The organism is Ramlibacter alkalitolerans, from assembly GCF_016722765.1.
Taxonomy (GTDB): domain Bacteria; phylum Pseudomonadota; class Gammaproteobacteria; order Burkholderiales; family Burkholderiaceae_C; genus Ramlibacter; species Ramlibacter alkalitolerans.
On record NZ_JAEQND010000013.1, the window covers coordinates 46340 to 61939 of the forward strand.

Below are 15600 nucleotides of genomic sequence, written 5' to 3' on the forward strand. Positions count from 1 at the left end.
TGAATTCAGAGAACTCGAATGACTGACTACTCCCCGACCGTCGCGCACGAAATCACGTACCGCGTCCGCGGGTTCATGCCCGCTGGGTGCCTGTCTGTTGCTGAAGAGAGCATCGAGCAGAGCATCGAGGAACTCGAAAGCCGTCACGGAGAAAACTTGCTCTCCGTCACCGTGACGTCAACGGCGAAAGAAGCCTGCTCCGCGACAAAGGGCCCGCGTCCAGCGTTCGTCGTCGCCCCTGGCCCCGTGACCCGAGAAAGTGCCTTGGCAGCCATGGTGTTTTTGGCCGCTGGTCCTGCGGACGCCCTCGGGTGCCGTGTCGCTGGCCGTGCCGGCAAGTTCCGCATCCACGGTGCCGAGGCCGCCGCGTACCTCTGCGCGCTTACGGGCGTCCTCTCGCAAGAAGAAGCCGCGTCGTCAATCGGGTCGACGGTCGGAACTTTCCGCAGCCGCATGTTCCGCTTTGGCGTGACCCCGCAAGTGACGCGTCGTCTCGGACTCCACGTCGCAAAAGTCTCCGGCAACAAGCTCTCTCCCGCCGAGACGGCCAAGCTGTGGGCGCTGCACTTGGCTGGTGTCTCGTCGACGGACCTGGGCGCTCGGTTCGGCATCAACCCGACGTCCGTGCAGTACGTCCTGCACAACGCCAAAGGCACCGCCCCCGTCGAGAACGCCGGCTCGCACGAGACGAAAACTCGCCGCGCGGTGGAATTTGCCCGCACCTGCTCGAACGAAGACTGGGACGCCATTCTGGCGGCGGTTGCGGCTGCAAACGGTGATGTTCGACAAGCCGCTAGGGCGATGGGTTCCGACGAATACAGGGTTGCAGAGGTCGCGCGTAGCGAGCGCGCAGAGGTGGGCTACTGCGGCCAGGGGCGGGTCACCGTCCCCGCTCGCCTGGCGACGCGAATCATCAGGATGCGCAAGCGGGGGATGACCGTCGACGCAATCGCAGAACAGTTGGGACTGACCTACAAAACCGTGCACCGCTCTCTGCAGCGTGGTGGCTTGGTGGAGCACCGCGACCGTACTGTGAGTGACGAAGCGATGGAACAGGCGAGAAGCCTCGAGGCCGGCCACCAACTCGCGATTCTCGCAGCGCTACGCGCGCAGGGCTGGAACCAGGCGTGGGCGGTGTTCACCCCGTATAGAACTGCGGCAACCGGTGCGGTGCTGCGCGGCTTGCTGAAGCTGCACGGCATCGAGATGCGGCGCAACCAGGGCTCGGCCGGAAGCTACGCGAAGGGCAAGAGCCGCTACGAAGGCTTGGACGAAGCCATCGAGAAGCTGAAGGCGCAGCTCGCCTGACGCCCTCGGCGCCACGCCCTGCCGCGCAGCACCGCCCGGCAGGGTCGTTCGCTATACGAGAAGAACAACACGAGAACTCGAATGCCTGACTTCCTCAAGCGCTTCATCGCCAACCCGTTCGCCCGCTACGCCCTTCTGGGCGTGCTCCTGCTGGTGCTGTCGGTGCAGCTGGTCGCAGTTGTGCAGGAAGTCCGCGGCACGCCGAAGAAGCCGACCATCGAGGTGGTGCTGACGCAGGACATCGGCGAGGTCACCGCCCTGCCCGCCAAGAAAGAGCGCCTGGAGTACCTGCTGGTGGCCAAGCCCACCGCGGAGCGTCCCCGCTACGTCTACAAGCTCGGCGGCGAGAACAAGCTGCACGTGGTGCAGGTCCCCAGCTCGTCTCACTACGCGCTGGAGCGCGAGGTGCTGCTGAAGAACAGCGTGCCCTACAAGATTGCCGACAAGAAGTTCCTCGCCGCGAACCCCGCCGTCCTCGAAGGCGGCGAAGGTGATTCCGGCGCGGCTGGCGCGGTGGGCGACTTCGTGATGCGCTTCCTGCCGACCCTGTTCATTCTGGCGTTCGCCGTCTACATGATGAAGGCCGGCATGCCCGGTATGGCCAGCAAGGCGAACATGCTCCAGCCGGCAGACCTGAAGGGCTCGATGGACGACCTCATCGGCATGGACGACATCAAGCGCGAGGTCTCGCATCTGGTGGAGATGATTCGTGACCGCGAGAAGTACGCAGCCCACGGCATCGACAAGCCGTTCAACGTCATGTTCACCGGCCCGGCCGGCACTGGCAAGACCAAGCTCGCCGGCTACCTGGCCAAGGAACTTGGCATGCCGCTCATTACCGCGTCCGGCTCCGGGCTGGAGTCCGGCTTCGTGGGCGGCGGCTCACGCACGCTGACGAAGCTGTACGCTCGCGCGTGCGAGATGGGCAACTGCGTCATCTTCCTGGACGAGGCCCAGAGCCTGTTCATGCCGCGCGGCCGCGGCCAGCGCAAGTACGACGACGACACCGCCAACATGCTGCTGGGACTGCTCGATGGCGTGGGCGTCAAGGACGACGGCAGCCGCGTCATCTGGGTGGTCGCCTCGAACTTCGACGATGCCAACTCCGAGATGGACGAGGCCATGCTGCGCCGCTTCCAGGTGAAAATCAACTTCCGCCTGCCCAACCGGGCAGAGCGCGAAGCCCTGCTGAAAGCGTTCCTGGCCAAGCGCGCACCCGAGTGCGTCGACTGGGCCAACACCGACCTGCGCCAGGTGGCCGAAATCACTGCCAACCTGAGTCCGGCCCTGCTGGAGAGCACGGTGGACCGTGCCAGCATGATTGCCATCCAGGAGAAGGCCGTCATCAACACGGAGCTGCTGTTCCGAGCCTTCGAGCGCACGGCCATCGGCCTGACGGACCGCGCCACGACTGCGGACAAGGCGCGCGAGCGCGAGCGCATCGCTCTGCACGAGCTTGGCCACTTCTTCATGGCCGTCCACCCGCTGCTGCAGCAGGGAAAGAGCCTGGCTGAAGTCAAGGCGCAGTGCCGCACACTGAAAATCAGCACGGAAGCCGTGTCCAAGATGGGCGCCCTAGGATTCGTGCTCTCCGCCGGCGAGGACGCGAAACTCAATACGCGCCAGGAGCTGGAGCAGGAAGTGATGCAGCTGTATGGCGGCGCGGCTGCGGAAGAGATGTTTTACGGCGAGTCGGGCGTCTCCACCGGCAGCCAGACCGACATCGAGAAAGCCACCCGCATCCTGCAGACCGTGGTGGCGCGCCTGTCGCTCTACTCCCGCTCCAAGCTGGATTACAGCCAGCTGCAGGCCAAGGGCGTCGACGAGAAGGCGCTCGCCGCCATCGAGGCGAAGTCCGCGGAGCTTTATGAGCAGACGCTCACCGCGCTGCGCGGCTACGAGCAGCTGATGCAAGTCCTCAAAGGCGTGCTGCTGGACAGGTTCGTTCTGTCGAAGGACGAAGTGTTCGACCTGATGGAAGGTCTGGCCGCCGCGAAGTGCGACGCGCCGGCGTCCAGCACTGTCTAACTCGTGCGGTCGCTATACGCCGCATGAAACCACTTTCGGAGAGACGAATGACTGATGCAACCAACCAACCCAGCGCAGTTGCGCAACCCGCACTGACCGGGGCGCCGCTCGTGCTCGTGCTGCTGTTCCTTTGCGCCCTCGCGGCGCTCGCAACCTGGCTTCTGACGCTCGCGACCGGCTGGCCCCTCGCGGCGGCTGTTCCTGCCCTTCTGCTGTTCGGCGGCGCCGTGATGCAGACGACGCCGGTCGCGGAGCCACAGAGGCAGCAGCAGCCTGCCAAGAGCTGGTTCCGGGTAAGCGCCGTCCTGCTGGTTGCCGGGGCAGTCGGGTTCGTGCTGGCCAGCGTCCTGCTGTGGGCACCCCTGTCCTTCGGCGCAGAGGCGAGCGTGGGCTTTCTTGCAGTGAGCGCGGTCGGCACCGCGTTCAGGGGGTGGGGCAAGCTGGAGCGCTACAGCCTGACGGCAGCCTTCGTTTGCGCGGTAACGCATCCTGCAGTACTGACTTGGCTCGTTCACGGCCCGCACGCCTGATGCCTCGAGCACCGGTCCGCGCGACCGGTTGCTACGCGCAGCACGTACAACAACCCCGGATGCCGGCTGTCTAACTGGCTCCAACAACCGCAACCTCACAATGAACGAAAACATCCTCTCTGCTTTTGCCGCGGAGCCCCTGAGCCCCGCTGTCCGCAAGACCCTTTCCAATACCTTCCTGACGCTGGCAGCCGTCTGGGCGGTGACCGCCGTCGCCGGCCTCGCCTCGGTGGCGCTGATTCCCGTGGAGACCTTCAAGGAAAGCGGCTTCATCTGGGGCTGGTTCGCGGCAACCCTCGTCGCGTTGTTCGCTGTGTTCTGGCAGCGCAAGACTGCCTGGGGTCTGGTCGCGCTCGCCGTCTTCGCCGGCCTGGAAGGCGTGACCCTCGGCCCGGTCGTCGCGCTGCAGCTGGCGACCGAGGGCGGCGGCCAGGCCGTCGGAATGGCAGGTCTCCTGACCGCGGCAGCCACCTTCGCGTGCTCGCAATACGTGATGCGCACGCGCAAGGACTTCAGCCGCTGGAGCGGGTTCCTGTTCGCGGCGCTGGTGGTCTTTCTGCTGGCTAGCATCATCGCGATGTTCTATCCCGCCGCGTGGCTCTCGGTGGCCCTCGGTGCAGCCGGCGCGATGCTGTTCACGGCCTACATCCTGTACGACGTGAGCCGCATCGTCACGGGTGAAGAAGACAACTACATCGTGGCAGCGGTCAGCATCTACCTGGACATGCTGAACCTGTTCCTCAGCCTGCTGCGCCTTCTGAGCGGCAACAAGGACTGAGCGCCAGAGCTACAGAACGAGGCCCCTCGCGGGGCCTTCTCTTTTCGGGCATGCGAATGCAGTTCCTGGGCTGCGGTCAAAGCTTGCATGAACAACAACGCTTTGGCGTCCGAGCGCCTTATTGGAGACGCTGGCGAGCTGGCCCGCGTCCTTGCGGTTCTCGCAGTGAACCCGAAGCACATGTCCCGCTACCGGGACGGCGAATGCCGCGAGTTCGCGCACGCCCTGCTGTCCCTGCTTCCGCCAGCTACGGGTCGCCTGCTGTGCGGCACACTGGGCTCCCAGTACCACTACGTCGTCTCTGCCTTTGGCGAGACCTGGGACATCGGCGGACCGGGCGCTCGACGAGCCTACCCGGCATGGTATCGAGAGCAGTTCCCGGACACCCCGCGGCGCAGTTGGAGCTGGAAGGAAGAAGCGCCGTTCAAGGGCAGGCACGCCGTTCTGGAGCGAGAGGCCGACTTGGCGCGTTTCCTTCTGCAGGGCGCGCTGCTCACTGGAAAGGACGTGGGCTGCCACTCGTTTCCGCGCGCCGACTACACGGACCGGCTCGCCACGCTGGCGGAGCACTTCGTCGCTGCCATGGAGCGGCACGTGGCCAAGCTGCCGCCGCTCCTACCGTCCGAGGAGCGCCTGCAGGAGCTCACTGGGCCGTATTTCTTCATGCGCCATCGCGTGGACCGAATGCTCAGCGCTTGGCGCGCCCCGGCGGCACCACCGCTGCTGGTTGCCCCCGCACGCCCTTCTGCCTCGCGGCGTGCCTCGGACCTCGCCTTTGCACGGTAACGCGTATAGCTAACGGGCGGCCTGCCGCGCAGGTCTAAACGGGTGAACAAGCCCGGCGCCCGGCATCTTCAGGGCGCGAAACAGCCCTCGGAGATTCGGAATGCCTGCTACCAGTGCGCAAGACCTCACCCCCGACCAGGCGGCCCTGGCCGGCGTGATGCGTTTCATGGAGAAAGTCATCCAGCTCGACCCGAACTGCTCGTTCTTGCAGGTCGAGCGCGAGAACGCCGACACCTGGGTGCTTCATGACCCGCAGGACGGCGACGACGTGGTGCTCGAGCTCGACAAGGGCGTGCTCACGGTGGAGAAGTACGACGCCTCGGGCACGGCCTACTACCCGGACGAGCCGATGCACATGGACATCAAGCACTTCGGCCTGGCCAAGGCCTTCGAGGTGGTTCGGGACGTCATGGGCTACCCCCTGGGGACACCCGGCTTCACGCCGCCTGTCCTCGAGAGCGTCACCTTCCGCACGGCTTCCAACGGAACGCCGGAAGCACTGGTGCGCTTCCAGGGCGCTGACAAGCCGGTCGACGTCAGCCTTTTCGTGGACTCCAAAGGGCGCGTGCTGGGGCTGAAGCCCGCCATGATGGACACCCTGGGGGAGCTTCTCGTCGGCGCTTCGATGGACGACGTGAACAAGTTCGTTGCCGGCATGCTGGAGCGCGTCAAGGACGAACGCGCCGCGCGTCAGGCACCGTGGACGAAGGTCCGTGGCGGCGAGGGCCGCTGAGAGCAGACCATGGACGAGATGCTCTGGTACGAGGATGCCGTCCGCTCCGAGGTGTTCCCTGCCCTGCAAGCTCAGGGCTACGCCTGCGACATTCGGGTTTCTCACGCGGATGACAAATGCGTTCTCGAACAGAGCATCACAAAGAATGTCGGCGGCGGGCTCGCAATTTCCCTCACGAAGAAACTCACGGAAGCCCCGGAAGGGTGGGTTGACACCCTGTCGGCTATCCTGGTCCAGGACACCGGCCTGCCCCCGACGCACCCGCTGAACGAAGGGCTGCGCTTTCTCAGCGGCAGCAGCGCGCAAGCGAAGGCCCTCGGGCGCCTGCTGGTGGGGCACGGCCCCGTCGCAAGCGGCGCGCAGCTCACGCCGGAGATGGCGTCCGAACTGGGGCCAGAGTGGCTGGCCAACGCTTTCCTGGAGCTTCAGGCTGACCCTGCGCGTCAGCGCAGGGTGCTGCAGGCAGTCCGCATCGCCGCCCCCATGCTGGAGTTTCTGGGCGAGACCGCTGGCAAGGGCTGGCGCGTGGTGATGGCCTATGCCGAGCCCCTGCGAGAGGCCCTGACCAACGGCGAAAAGAAGCCCTTTTCCGTGGTGCTCGGGAACACGGATGACCGCTGCGTCGAAGTGGGCGTCACCTGGACGCCCGGGGGCCCCGTGTCGGCCCGCGCGTTTCTCGGTGCACGACCAGGGAGTTTCAGGGATGAGCGTGTCCTGGAAAGCAGCGACGAGCTCGTGCTGCCTGATGGAAGCAGCCCGCTCGCGGCGCTGGCGCATGGCGTAGCCTGGATGGAGAGCAACAGGGGTGCGCTCGTCGAACGGCTCTCCGAGCGGACCATGCGGCACAACGTGGGTCCGGGTGCTCGAGCCATCGTCGCGGCCTCGAACTCCGAGTTGCGCGTGCAGCTGACGCACAAGTGGCTGGACCCTGCGACCAACAAGCGCAAACCCAAGACGCTCACTATCAGCCTGACTGTCGCCAACGGCAAAGTCACCGGCGTCGCCCCCGCTGGCGCGGAGATAGTCGCACGCCTGTGCCTGCCGGACTTCGGAGACGCCAAACCCATCGAGAACGCGCTGAAGACGTGGGGACAACGCGTGCTGAATTCCGCCGAGTACATCCGCACGCAGATGTTTACGGGCTTTCGGCCGCAGTTGAGCGCCGCCGACCCGAAGAAGGTGCTGATGCTGTGGGACAACCTGAAGGACGCCGCGGACCCGCATATTGCGTACTCCGACACGTCCGGGGAGCTGGAGAGCCACAACGGCCTGGCCGACGCGCTGACCCTCATTCTTTCCCGAAGGGCGGTTGGTGAGGCTGACCCCTGCGGTTGGCAGGGTGCAACGACGGCAACTTACGTGGACCCGTACACCCACGCCTTGCCCGTGCTCGCTTTCCAGGCCGCCGCCGAGGTCGCGCCGAAGAAGACGCGGACCCGCGCCAAGGCATTCGCCAACGAAGGCCGCTGAGGACCCCTGTCAATGGACGAAATGCTCTATTACGAGGAAGCACTGCGCAAAGAGGTGTTTCCCGCGCTCGAAGCCGAGGGCTACCAGTGCAGTGTCACGGTCACTCCAAGCGACCGCTGGAAGCTGCGCCAAGAGGTCGCCAAGGAGCTGCCTGGCGGCCTGCGGCTTGGTCTCGTCAAGGAGCTCCTACAGGACGAGGCGGGAAGCGACGGCCTGAGCCGCCGCTGCGCGCTCGTGCTCCAGGATGCCACATTGGCGCCCGAGTCGAACGTGAACGCCGCCTTGAGGTGGGCGCAGTCGTATGCCCCGCTGGCCGGTGTCAATCGCGTGTGGTCCATGCTGGGCCTGGCGTGTGACTCTGCGCCGTGGGCCATGCGGTCGCTGGACCCCGACGAGGCACAGCAGCTGGGCTCGATGACCACCGTTGCGCCCTTCGAGAGCATCGCGGCCAGCACCGCTCGCCAAGAGCACTTGTCCAGGACCTTGGCCGTCATGCGGCCGGTGCTGGAGTTCATCGGCGACGCTCTAGCGCACGGATTTGCACCGGACAACTCCGAAATCACGGCGTTCAGGGCCCTGCTCGCTGACCGTGGTTTGCCGGCGGGGTCCAAGTTCCCATTCACGGTGGACGTATTCGCGGCCGCCGACGTCGGTGACGTTCTGCGGGTGCAGTGGGGCCCCGGGTTCGAGACAACGGTGCAGCCCCTCGTTGTGCCCGAAAGCGACTTTCCCCCGGATGTCGTGGGCGTAGAAGGGCCCGAGCTGGAGCTCCCAGAGGGCACCTCGCCGATGGATGCCTTGGCGCAAGGGAAGGCTTGGCTGGCCGCCAATCGCGACGCGCTGGCAGACAAGGCGCTAGAGCGCAACCTGCTTCGGCTGCTGCCCTCTGGAAACCGGGAAATCCTGGGCGCGACGGCCACGGAGCTGAAGGTGCAGTTCAAGCGCAAGTACACGAACGCAAGCTTCCGGCCCACGACGAGGAAAGTGACTGCGAAGTTCGAGCTCGAAAACGGCCAAGTCGTGAGCATGACACCTTCCGGCCAGGACTTGGCGACGGAGCTGAAGCTCGCCACCAACGGGCGTCCCGCGCGCCTGGAAGACACCCTCAAGGAGTGGGCACAAGGCGTCTTGGACTCTGCGGAGTTCATGCGCACGCAGGTGTTCCCTGGGTTTCGCGCGCAGGTCAGCGGCGCCGACCCGAAGAAAGTATTGCTGCACTGGGACAACCCGAAGGACCCCGCCAACCCGAAAATCGCCTACTGCGACCTGTCGGGAAAGCTCCCTGCTCCCGTTCACGTGGAGCTGGAAGGCGTCGTGCGGCGGTATCTCTCCGGGATGGACGAGCTCAGCGCCGACCTCAGTGGCTGGCAGCGGCCCGTGAGCCCCACGCAGGTTTGTCCTCTGGGGCATGTCCTGCCGGTCCTGCCGTTCCAGGCGGCCGCCGAAGTCGCTCCGAAGAAAGCGCGCTCCCGCGCCAAGGACCTGGGGCGGTAGAGTCGCGGGGATGGCCCCGCCCGCGAGCCCGCCTGCTCCCCCGCTCCACATTGACAGCATCCGGCCGATGCAGGCGCCGGAAGGCAGTCGCCCCGCCTTCAGCTCGCCCGACTGGCTCTATGAGGTCAAGTTCGACGGCTATCGCACCTTGGCGGCTTTCGGGGGCGGCCAGCCCGTGCAGCTGCGCACGAAAAGCGGAGCGGACTGCACGAAGTGGTACCCGGAAGTCTGCGAGGTGCTGGCGAAAATTCCGGGCGGCCCCTATGTGGTGGACGGCGAGGCTGCGGTGCTGGACGACCTTGGAAGAAGTGATTTCGAGCGCCTGCACGCCCGTGCACGCCGGCGCAGATGGGTCGCCGGCGCTCCGGTGACGCTGTGCGCGTTCGACCTGCTGGTGGACAACGGCGAGAACGTCATGGGCCTGCCTCTGGCGGAGCGCAAGGAGCGCCTGGCGCGCGTGCTGCGCAACGTGCCGCAGACGTCAGTGCTGTTGGTGCTGGACCTGCCCGCGGAAGCACGCCTGTTCCAAGAATTCGTTCTGGGGCTCGAACTGGAAGGCTTCATGGCCAAGAAGCGCGTGAGCACCTACCAGCAAGGCACCCGCAGCGCCGACTGGCTGAAGATAAAGCGCCCGGGCGCCGTGCCGCCGCAACGCTTCGAGCGTCGGCGCACGAAGTAAGGCAAACAGCACACCTGCCAGGCCCGGATGTCTATACGAGGGGAGACAACAAGAAAGGATGGCGAAAATGTCTGACCGCCCCATGCTCGTGGAAGACCTCATCGCTTTCCTGAGCACCAAGAACCCCAAGGCACCCGTGCTGTTCGTGAACGAGGGCAATCAGTTCCTGGTGGCCAAGCAGGTGGTGCCGTATCCGAACCTGCCCGAAGAAGACAGGGCCCAGGCAGCTGCATTGGGCATCGACCTGCCGCTGCCCGCAATGAAGGTCCGGGACGAGACACGAGGCACCATGTATCTCGGCGCGCCGCTGGAGACGGACCAGTTCCTGAAGTTCGTCTGCAAGATGGGCTCGCTCACGATGGAGTTCAGCTGCGAGCAGGACGTTGTGATGCTGACAGGAAAGGTATTTCACAAGGAAGAAGCGCCGCAGAGCGCTACCCCCTGAAGGACACGTTCTCCAGACCCTGTTAGTGGCCCCTCATGGGGCCGACAAGAAAGCCGCCCTGGTGTTGCACCTCGGCGGCTCTTTTTATTTGCTGCCCGACGCGTAACGGGCGCCGCGGTCCCCTGTCGAAATTCCACAGCACTTCCTGACCGCCTGGCCTTCTGCAGGCGGTTTTGCTCCCCGGAGCTGCCGGGGCGAGCACGCGCCGGGAAGTGCCGTTGCTATACGACTTGTCATCAACAAAAACAACTTCTTTGGGGACTAGCGCGATGGGCTCTGTCGTCACTTTCAAGCCGAACAAAACGCCTGCGAAGGACTCCATCTCGGTGGCCTACGCGGCGCTTGTTGCGCAGGGCCTGTCGCCCCGGCCTGAGCAGGAGCAGCTGTCCCGCGACATCTTCCTGTCCTTCATGGAAGGCAAGCCCTACGCCGCCGAAGCGCCCACCGGAACCGGCAAGACGCTGGCATACCTGATTGGCGCCCTCGCCGCGCGCGAGGCATTCAACGCACCCGTGGTGGTTGCTACGGCGACCATTGCGTTGCAAGAACAAATCATCAACAACGACCTGCCCCTGCTGGCCAAGACCGGCCTCGTCAAGAGCGGCAGCTTCGCCGTGGCCAAAGGGCGCGGCCGCTACTTCTGCCCTCAATCCGCCGTGCGCTTTCTGGAAAGCGGGGGTGAAGTGACGGGCAAGCGCGGCGTTCAGCCCGGCCAGCACGACATGTTCGACTCCGGTGCCGTCGACCAAGGCGCGGACTACTACGACGCGCAGAAGCTGATGGAAGCCTGGGACACCAACGAGTGGGACGGTGACTCGGACAGCCTCAAGACCAAGACGCCCAAGGTGTGGCGTATCGTGCAGGCCTGCGCCGACACCTGCCTGAACAAACGCTGCGACTTCTACGAGCAGTGCCCGTTCTTCAAGGACCGCGCCAAGCTCGCGGTTGCCGACATCATCGTTGCTAACCACGACCTCGTGTTCGCCGACCTGGCCATGTCCCTCGAGGACAAGGACAGCGGCGTGTTCCCGACCGAGCGCTACATGCTGGTGGTCGATGAAGCGCACCACATCGGCGACAAGGCTATCAAGCTGGGCGAGGCGAAACTGGACGCGCTGAGCGCCGACGAGAACCTCAAGGGCATCGACGTGCTCGCGCAGCGCGCGTTCAAGCTGAAAAAGCTGTCCGCCAGCCTGCGCCGCAAAGGCATCGCGCCCTCGAACTTCGAAACGAAGCGCTATGCGGAGTCCTGCCGCGCAGTTCGCAACGCGCTGCTGGCGCTGGAGTTCGAGCCGCGCAAGGAAGTCCTGCGCTTTGCCGCCGGCGGGGTGCCCGCGCAAATCATCGAACCCGTGACGTTCTACATGAACGAGGCCAAGGTGCTTCGCAGCATCCTGTCGGAGACCGCGCAGCTCATTCGGCACCACAAGACGGACGAAAAGGACGCGGCGCAGGAGTCCGCCATCCTGTTCGAGCTCACCGGCTGGCTCGGTCGCCTGGCCGGCAACATCCGCGCCGCCGAGGACTTCCTGTCCGCCAAGAACCTGGCGCGCTGGGCATTTCGCCGCGACACCGAAGAAGGCACCGTCGGCCGGCTGGCGCTGCACGTCTGCCCCCTGGACGGGGTGGAGTTGCTGACCAAAGTGCTCTGGGAGAACGAGCGCTGCTCCTCGGCCCTTGTGTCGGCCACCCTGCGCGACATCAACGAGGGCTTCGACCGCTTCAAGCTGGCCACCGGCCTGCCCGCGGACGCCCGCACGCGCGTGTACCCGTACGTGCTGCCGTACCAGAACAGCACGCTGTGCCTGCCGTCCATGGAAAACACCCCCAAGGACGCCGGCTTCCAGAAAGAAATGGAAGGCAAGCTGCTCGAGGCCATCGAACCGAGCGAGGCCACCCTGGTGCTTTTCAACTCGCGTGCCATGATGCTGGCGACGGTCAAGGCCCTGGAGAACGCGTTCGGCAGGGACAAGGTGCTGGTGCAGGACTCCACCAGCATGCAGCAGCTGCTCGCAAGCCACCGCGCGCGCATCGACGCCGGCAAGGGAAGCATCCTGCTGGGCGTGCAGAAGATGGCCGAAGGCCTGGACCTGCCGGGCGACTACCTCACGCACCTGGTCATCACGCGCCTGCCGTTCGGCGTGCCGGATACCCCTGTGGAGCAGGAGCGCCAGGAGCAGGTTGGCAGCAAGTATTTCAGCGAGTACCTCGTGCCGGACGCCCTGCTGCGCCTCGTGCAGATGGTCGGCCGCCTCGTTCGCCGCGAGACCGACGTGGGACGCATCACGCTGCTGGACAGCCGGGCACGCAACACGGCCTGGGGTCGCAAGATGCTCAAGGTGCTGCCGCCGTTCCGGGTCACGACGAACCTGAAGCCTGCGGCCTCGCCGAGCGCCGCCCCTTCCGCAGCGACCGTGGCGAGCATCCGCCGCGTCGCCTGAGGACGGCGCATAGCTGGCGCAATGCTTGTCGGCCACGAATGTCAAAAGCGGGTGCGCGGACAAACCGCGCACGCCCCCTCAATACCACTGAAGCACCATGAAACTCGGAAAAGTCACCTCGAACGAAGCCGTCGAACGCGTCGCCTTTACCTTCAAGAAGGGCACCGTCGAAGACCTGAAGAAGTACCAGGCCTACTACCAGGCCACCTACGGCGAGCCCATCACGGCCGGCCACATGGCCGAGGAAATCCTCAAGGCCTTCATGAGCGGGGACAAGGACTTCCAGAAGTTCGTGGCGAAGGTCGCCGCCCCTGCCGCGGCGCCTGCGGCCGGCCCCGCCGCGCAGTAATGGGGAAGTGCTCAGAGCGCCTTTCCGCTCTCAGCACTCGTGAAATGGGGCGGTAGCTACACGTTGGACAACCTCTCGGAGCCCCGCGAATGTCCACCCGTAAGCGCCCGCCCACCAAGCTTGCCATTGGAGCCTACGGCTTCACCGTCTCGCGCATGAGTGAAGAAGCCGCGCGCAAGGCGGGCGTCTTCGGCGAAACGGACCTGCACAACCAGGACGTTGCCATCAACTTCGGCAACACCGACCAGACGGTCGCCAACACCTTCCTGCACGAGGCCCTGCACGGCGTGCACTGGGTCAGCGGCCTGGAAGACAAGCCCCTGGAAGAAGAGTTCACCCGGCAGGGTGCCAACGGCATCTGCGAACTGTTTCGCCGCAATCCGAAGGCCATGGCCTGGTGGCTGGCCACCCTCGACCCAAAGGCGGCGCGTGAGTTCGCCACCGCACTGAGCGCGCACCTCGCCGCATGAACTGAGAGCGCAGCCGAAATGAAACCGAACCGAACACTCGCTGTGCTGCTTGCCGGTGCATTGACCGCATCGAGCGCGGCCCCGGCTGGTGCTCCCAACCCCTTGTCGTTCAAGATGGTGACGAAGCAGGGACTCGACGCCGCCGTGATTTCCCATGCAGTGAAGACCATCGAGCGCGGGCACGCGCGCGCAATGGGCCGACTTTCGGAAGGCACGCTGCGCCAGCTTGACGCGCTGGAGATGGCGGACCCCTTCGAGCACGGCCCGTTTCCCCCGAACGAGCTGCCCGGGATGACGTGGGCCATGCGCGGCATCGACTCCGACACGAGCCTGCTGTGCGTTAGCTTCAGGGTGCCTTCAGCCGACGCATGGGTGAAAGCGCTCAAGGGCCTCACGAATGTTGGCATGAGCGCCGCGGACGCAAACACGTGCAGCGAGCTCCCGGGTTACGGAGTGCCGCCGGCCGCGTACCCCACGCTAATCACAGGGGTCAAGGTTCTTGACCGCCGCGATGTTCCGCTGCCGACGGTTATTCCCGAAGGCATCCGAATTGATGGTGCGGATGCCACGGCGGTGATGGGACCCGGTGTCATCCTGCGCAGTGGCGCACAGGGCGGCTATACCGACCTGGTTCTCACGAACCAAGCGGTAGTCCTCGAAGACGGCGCCGCCGGAGAGCCGGCGAATCCGCGCCTGAGCATCTCCAGCGTGGAGTTGCGGCCCGGATTCGGGCAGGCCAACGATTGCGGAGAGTTGCACGTCGGTGCGAGCTGCAGAATTCGGCTTTCCTACGACGGCTTGGCCGGCGACTACCGCGTCGGCAGCCTGCGCCTGGAGTTCAGCGACGGCAGCGTCGCAGTCATCGGCCTGCTTGGCAGGACACGGTAACCCCCGCGCCGCAACGAAAAAGGGAGCCCTGCGGCTCCCTTCGCAATGCCCCACCGGTGGCGCTTAGTGCAGCGTGCGCTTGAAGCAGCTCACAGCGCACATGCGGCCGAAATGGACGGCCAGCACCCGGCGGTCCTTGTGCAGCAATTCGTGCACCGCCTTGGCGTCCGCCGCGGCTTCCTGCGAAGCGGCAAGCGTCGCGTTCCGGGTTGCGTCGGCCACACTCAGGGCCGCGCGCAGTTCCAGGCGCCGAGCAAGGTTCTCGGGCGTGGGGTCCGCGTCCAGTTCCAGGAGTTCGGCAGCGTCGTCGCCCATGGCGGCAAACTGGTCCAGAACGTCCTGGTCGAGTGCGTCGGCGCACTCTTCGAAGCTGCGCTCCGCAGCTTCCAGGGAATTGACGAATTTGGGGAACGACTGCATGGTTTTTCTCCGTTCGGTGGGGCTTTAACTGGTGTAGGCACCAGCCCTTCAAATCGGTGCTAATCCATGCCGGGCGGGGCGGAGAGCGCTGTGCGGTAGCTTCGTGCGCTGTAGACACTCAGCGTTGAGGCGAGTGTGAGGATGCGAGACGGCTCAAGCCCGCGCCACTCGTCGGGACCGAACAGCGCAACATCCTGGAGCTCGAGCTGCTCCAGCGTCGGCACGGTGTAGTGCGTGTGCGCCTCGCCGGCCAGCAGGTACCACTCGTCGTAGCGCAGTGAGAGCACGGATTGCAGGTAGTGGTCCGCCTTCTCCGGCGCGAGCTTCGACATCCACAGCACCGCATAGACATCAGCGAAGGCCTCGTCCTGCAGGTCCTCGACAAGCTGAGCCTGCTTCTTGTCGGCCACGCCCACGCCCGTGGCCGGCCGCGGCTGGCTCCAGTTCGCGCAGTGGCCCTTCTCGTGCAGCATGACGAAGAGAGCCCCTTCTGCCAAGCTCAGGCCCGAAGCAGCGAATGCGCCGCGCTGCAGGAACTCGCCTCGCGGGTCATAGGTGACGCTGCAGCGAGAGGCCACCTGGTCATCGCGCAGCGTCAGGTGCATGAAGGCGTTGTCGGCACCCTGCTCCGGTCGGTAGCCTGAGACCAGCGGTCCCGGCAGGCTGCTGACCACCGCGACTGCGCGCGTGAGCTCCGGGATGCTTCCTTCTGCATTGCCCGTTGCGGATGTGAGTGCGGCCGCGAGGGACGCGGCCAGCAATGCGAATCGAAGCGCTCCCA

At 65.4% G+C, this 15600-nt stretch carries 16 protein-coding genes; 14 read left to right on the forward strand and 2 right to left on the reverse strand.

Going from position 1 to position 15600, the window contains the following annotated elements; translation table 11 throughout:
- Positions 1-18 precede the first annotated feature (18 nt).
- The 14 genes from JI746_RS21600 to JI746_RS21665 all read left to right on the forward strand — a co-directional run bounded on the left by JI746_RS21600 (position 19) and on the right by JI746_RS21665 (position 14399).
- Positions 19-1308 (forward strand): helix-turn-helix domain-containing protein, encoded by a 1290-nt coding sequence (locus JI746_RS21600; protein WP_201692352.1) that lies wholly within the window; start codon positions 19-21, stop codon positions 1306-1308.
- An 81-nt stretch (positions 1309-1389) separates the two neighbouring features.
- On the forward strand, positions 1390-3336 hold the full coding sequence (locus JI746_RS21605) for an AAA family ATPase (RefSeq protein ID WP_201692353.1): 1947 nt from the start codon (positions 1390-1392) through the stop codon (positions 3334-3336).
- A gap of 47 nt (positions 3337-3383) precedes the next feature.
- Entirely contained in the window at positions 3384-3866 is a 483-nt protein-coding gene (locus JI746_RS21610; protein WP_201692354.1) for a hypothetical protein, read from the forward strand.
- A gap of 100 nt (positions 3867-3966) precedes the next feature.
- On the forward strand, positions 3967-4644 hold the full coding sequence (locus JI746_RS21615) for a Bax inhibitor-1 family protein (RefSeq protein WP_201692355.1): 678 nt from the start codon (positions 3967-3969) through the stop codon (positions 4642-4644).
- 87 nt (positions 4645-4731) lie between these two features.
- Positions 4732-5430 carry a hypothetical protein gene (locus tag JI746_RS21620; protein ID WP_201692356.1) on the forward strand — a complete coding sequence of 233 codons (699 nt, stop codon included), beginning with the start codon at positions 4732-4734 and terminating at the stop codon, positions 5428-5430.
- Positions 5431-5530: 100 nt separating this feature from the next.
- Positions 5531-6163 carry a hypothetical protein gene (locus tag JI746_RS21625; RefSeq protein WP_201692357.1) on the forward strand — a complete coding sequence of 211 codons (633 nt, stop codon included), beginning with the start codon at positions 5531-5533 and terminating at the stop codon, positions 6161-6163.
- A 9-nt stretch (positions 6164-6172) separates the two neighbouring features.
- Positions 6173-7633 carry a hypothetical protein gene (locus JI746_RS21630; protein ID WP_201692358.1) on the forward strand — a complete coding sequence of 487 codons (1461 nt, stop codon included), beginning with the start codon at positions 6173-6175 and terminating at the stop codon, positions 7631-7633.
- Positions 7634-7645: 12 nt separating this feature from the next.
- Positions 7646-9127, forward strand: a complete 1482-nt coding sequence (locus JI746_RS21635) for a Rossmann-fold NAD(P)-binding domain-containing protein (protein ID WP_201692359.1) — start codon at positions 7646-7648, stop codon at positions 9125-9127.
- A 67-nt stretch (positions 9128-9194) separates the two neighbouring features.
- Positions 9195-9806, forward strand: coding sequence for an ATP-dependent DNA ligase (locus JI746_RS21640; protein WP_201692360.1), 612 nt, complete (start codon positions 9195-9197; stop codon positions 9804-9806).
- An 82-nt stretch (positions 9807-9888) separates the two neighbouring features.
- Complete coding sequence (locus JI746_RS21645) at positions 9889-10251, forward strand: hypothetical protein (RefSeq protein ID WP_236600035.1); 363 nt, start codon at positions 9889-9891, stop codon at positions 10249-10251.
- 269 nt (positions 10252-10520) lie between these two features.
- Positions 10521-12692 (forward strand): helicase C-terminal domain-containing protein, encoded by a 2172-nt coding sequence (locus tag JI746_RS21650; protein ID WP_201692362.1) that lies wholly within the window; start codon positions 10521-10523, stop codon positions 12690-12692.
- Positions 12693-12789: 97 nt separating this feature from the next.
- Positions 12790-13041, forward strand: coding sequence for a DUF2274 domain-containing protein (locus tag JI746_RS21655; protein WP_201692363.1), 252 nt, complete (start codon positions 12790-12792; stop codon positions 13039-13041).
- Between the two features lie 89 nt (positions 13042-13130).
- Positions 13131-13511 (forward strand): hypothetical protein, encoded by a 381-nt coding sequence (locus JI746_RS21660; RefSeq protein WP_201692364.1) that lies wholly within the window; start codon positions 13131-13133, stop codon positions 13509-13511.
- An 18-nt stretch (positions 13512-13529) separates the two neighbouring features.
- On the forward strand, positions 13530-14399 hold the full coding sequence (locus JI746_RS21665; RefSeq protein ID WP_201692365.1) for a hypothetical protein: 870 nt from the start codon (positions 13530-13532) through the stop codon (positions 14397-14399).
- 63 nt (positions 14400-14462) lie between these two features.
- Here JI746_RS21665 and JI746_RS21670 read toward each other — a convergent pair whose 3' ends face one another.
- Positions 14463-14819, reverse strand: coding sequence for a hypothetical protein (locus tag JI746_RS21670; RefSeq protein ID WP_201692366.1), 357 nt, complete (start codon positions 14817-14819; stop codon positions 14463-14465).
- Between the two features lie 59 nt (positions 14820-14878).
- Positions 14879-15580: a hypothetical protein gene (locus JI746_RS21675; protein WP_201692367.1), complete on the reverse strand. Its 702-nt coding sequence runs from the start codon at positions 15578-15580 to the stop codon at positions 14879-14881.
- Between the last annotated feature and the right edge of the window lie 20 nt (positions 15581-15600).

Excerpts from the sequence above, each read along its gene's own strand:
- JI746_RS21600 (WP_201692352.1), top strand. The coding sequence starts at position 19 with ATGACTGACTACTCCCCGACCGTCGCGCACGAAATCACGTACCGCGTC.
- JI746_RS21605 (WP_201692353.1), top strand. The coding sequence starts at position 1,390 with ATGCCTGACTTCCTCAAGCGCTTCATCGCCAACCCGTTCGCCCGCTAC.
- JI746_RS21610 (WP_201692354.1), top strand. The coding sequence starts at position 3,384 with ATGACTGATGCAACCAACCAACCCAGCGCAGTTGCGCAACCCGCACTG.
- JI746_RS21615 (WP_201692355.1), top strand. The coding sequence starts at position 3,967 with ATGAACGAAAACATCCTCTCTGCTTTTGCCGCGGAGCCCCTGAGCCCC.
- JI746_RS21620 (WP_201692356.1), top strand. The coding sequence starts at position 4,732 with ATGAACAACAACGCTTTGGCGTCCGAGCGCCTTATTGGAGACGCTGGC.
- JI746_RS21625 (WP_201692357.1), top strand. The coding sequence starts at position 5,531 with ATGCCTGCTACCAGTGCGCAAGACCTCACCCCCGACCAGGCGGCCCTG.
- JI746_RS21630 (WP_201692358.1), top strand. The coding sequence starts at position 6,173 with ATGGACGAGATGCTCTGGTACGAGGATGCCGTCCGCTCCGAGGTGTTC.
- JI746_RS21635 (WP_201692359.1), top strand. The coding sequence starts at position 7,646 with ATGGACGAAATGCTCTATTACGAGGAAGCACTGCGCAAAGAGGTGTTT.
- JI746_RS21640 (WP_201692360.1), top strand. The coding sequence starts at position 9,195 with ATGCAGGCGCCGGAAGGCAGTCGCCCCGCCTTCAGCTCGCCCGACTGG.
- JI746_RS21645 (WP_236600035.1), top strand. The coding sequence starts at position 9,889 with ATGCTCGTGGAAGACCTCATCGCTTTCCTGAGCACCAAGAACCCCAAG.
- JI746_RS21650 (WP_201692362.1), top strand. The coding sequence starts at position 10,521 with ATGGGCTCTGTCGTCACTTTCAAGCCGAACAAAACGCCTGCGAAGGAC.
- JI746_RS21655 (WP_201692363.1), top strand. The coding sequence starts at position 12,790 with ATGAAACTCGGAAAAGTCACCTCGAACGAAGCCGTCGAACGCGTCGCC.
- JI746_RS21660 (WP_201692364.1), top strand. The coding sequence starts at position 13,131 with ATGTCCACCCGTAAGCGCCCGCCCACCAAGCTTGCCATTGGAGCCTAC.
- JI746_RS21665 (WP_201692365.1), top strand. The coding sequence starts at position 13,530 with ATGAAACCGAACCGAACACTCGCTGTGCTGCTTGCCGGTGCATTGACC.
- JI746_RS21670 (WP_201692366.1), bottom strand. The coding sequence starts at position 14,819 with ATGCAGTCGTTCCCCAAATTCGTCAATTCCCTGGAAGCTGCGGAGCGC.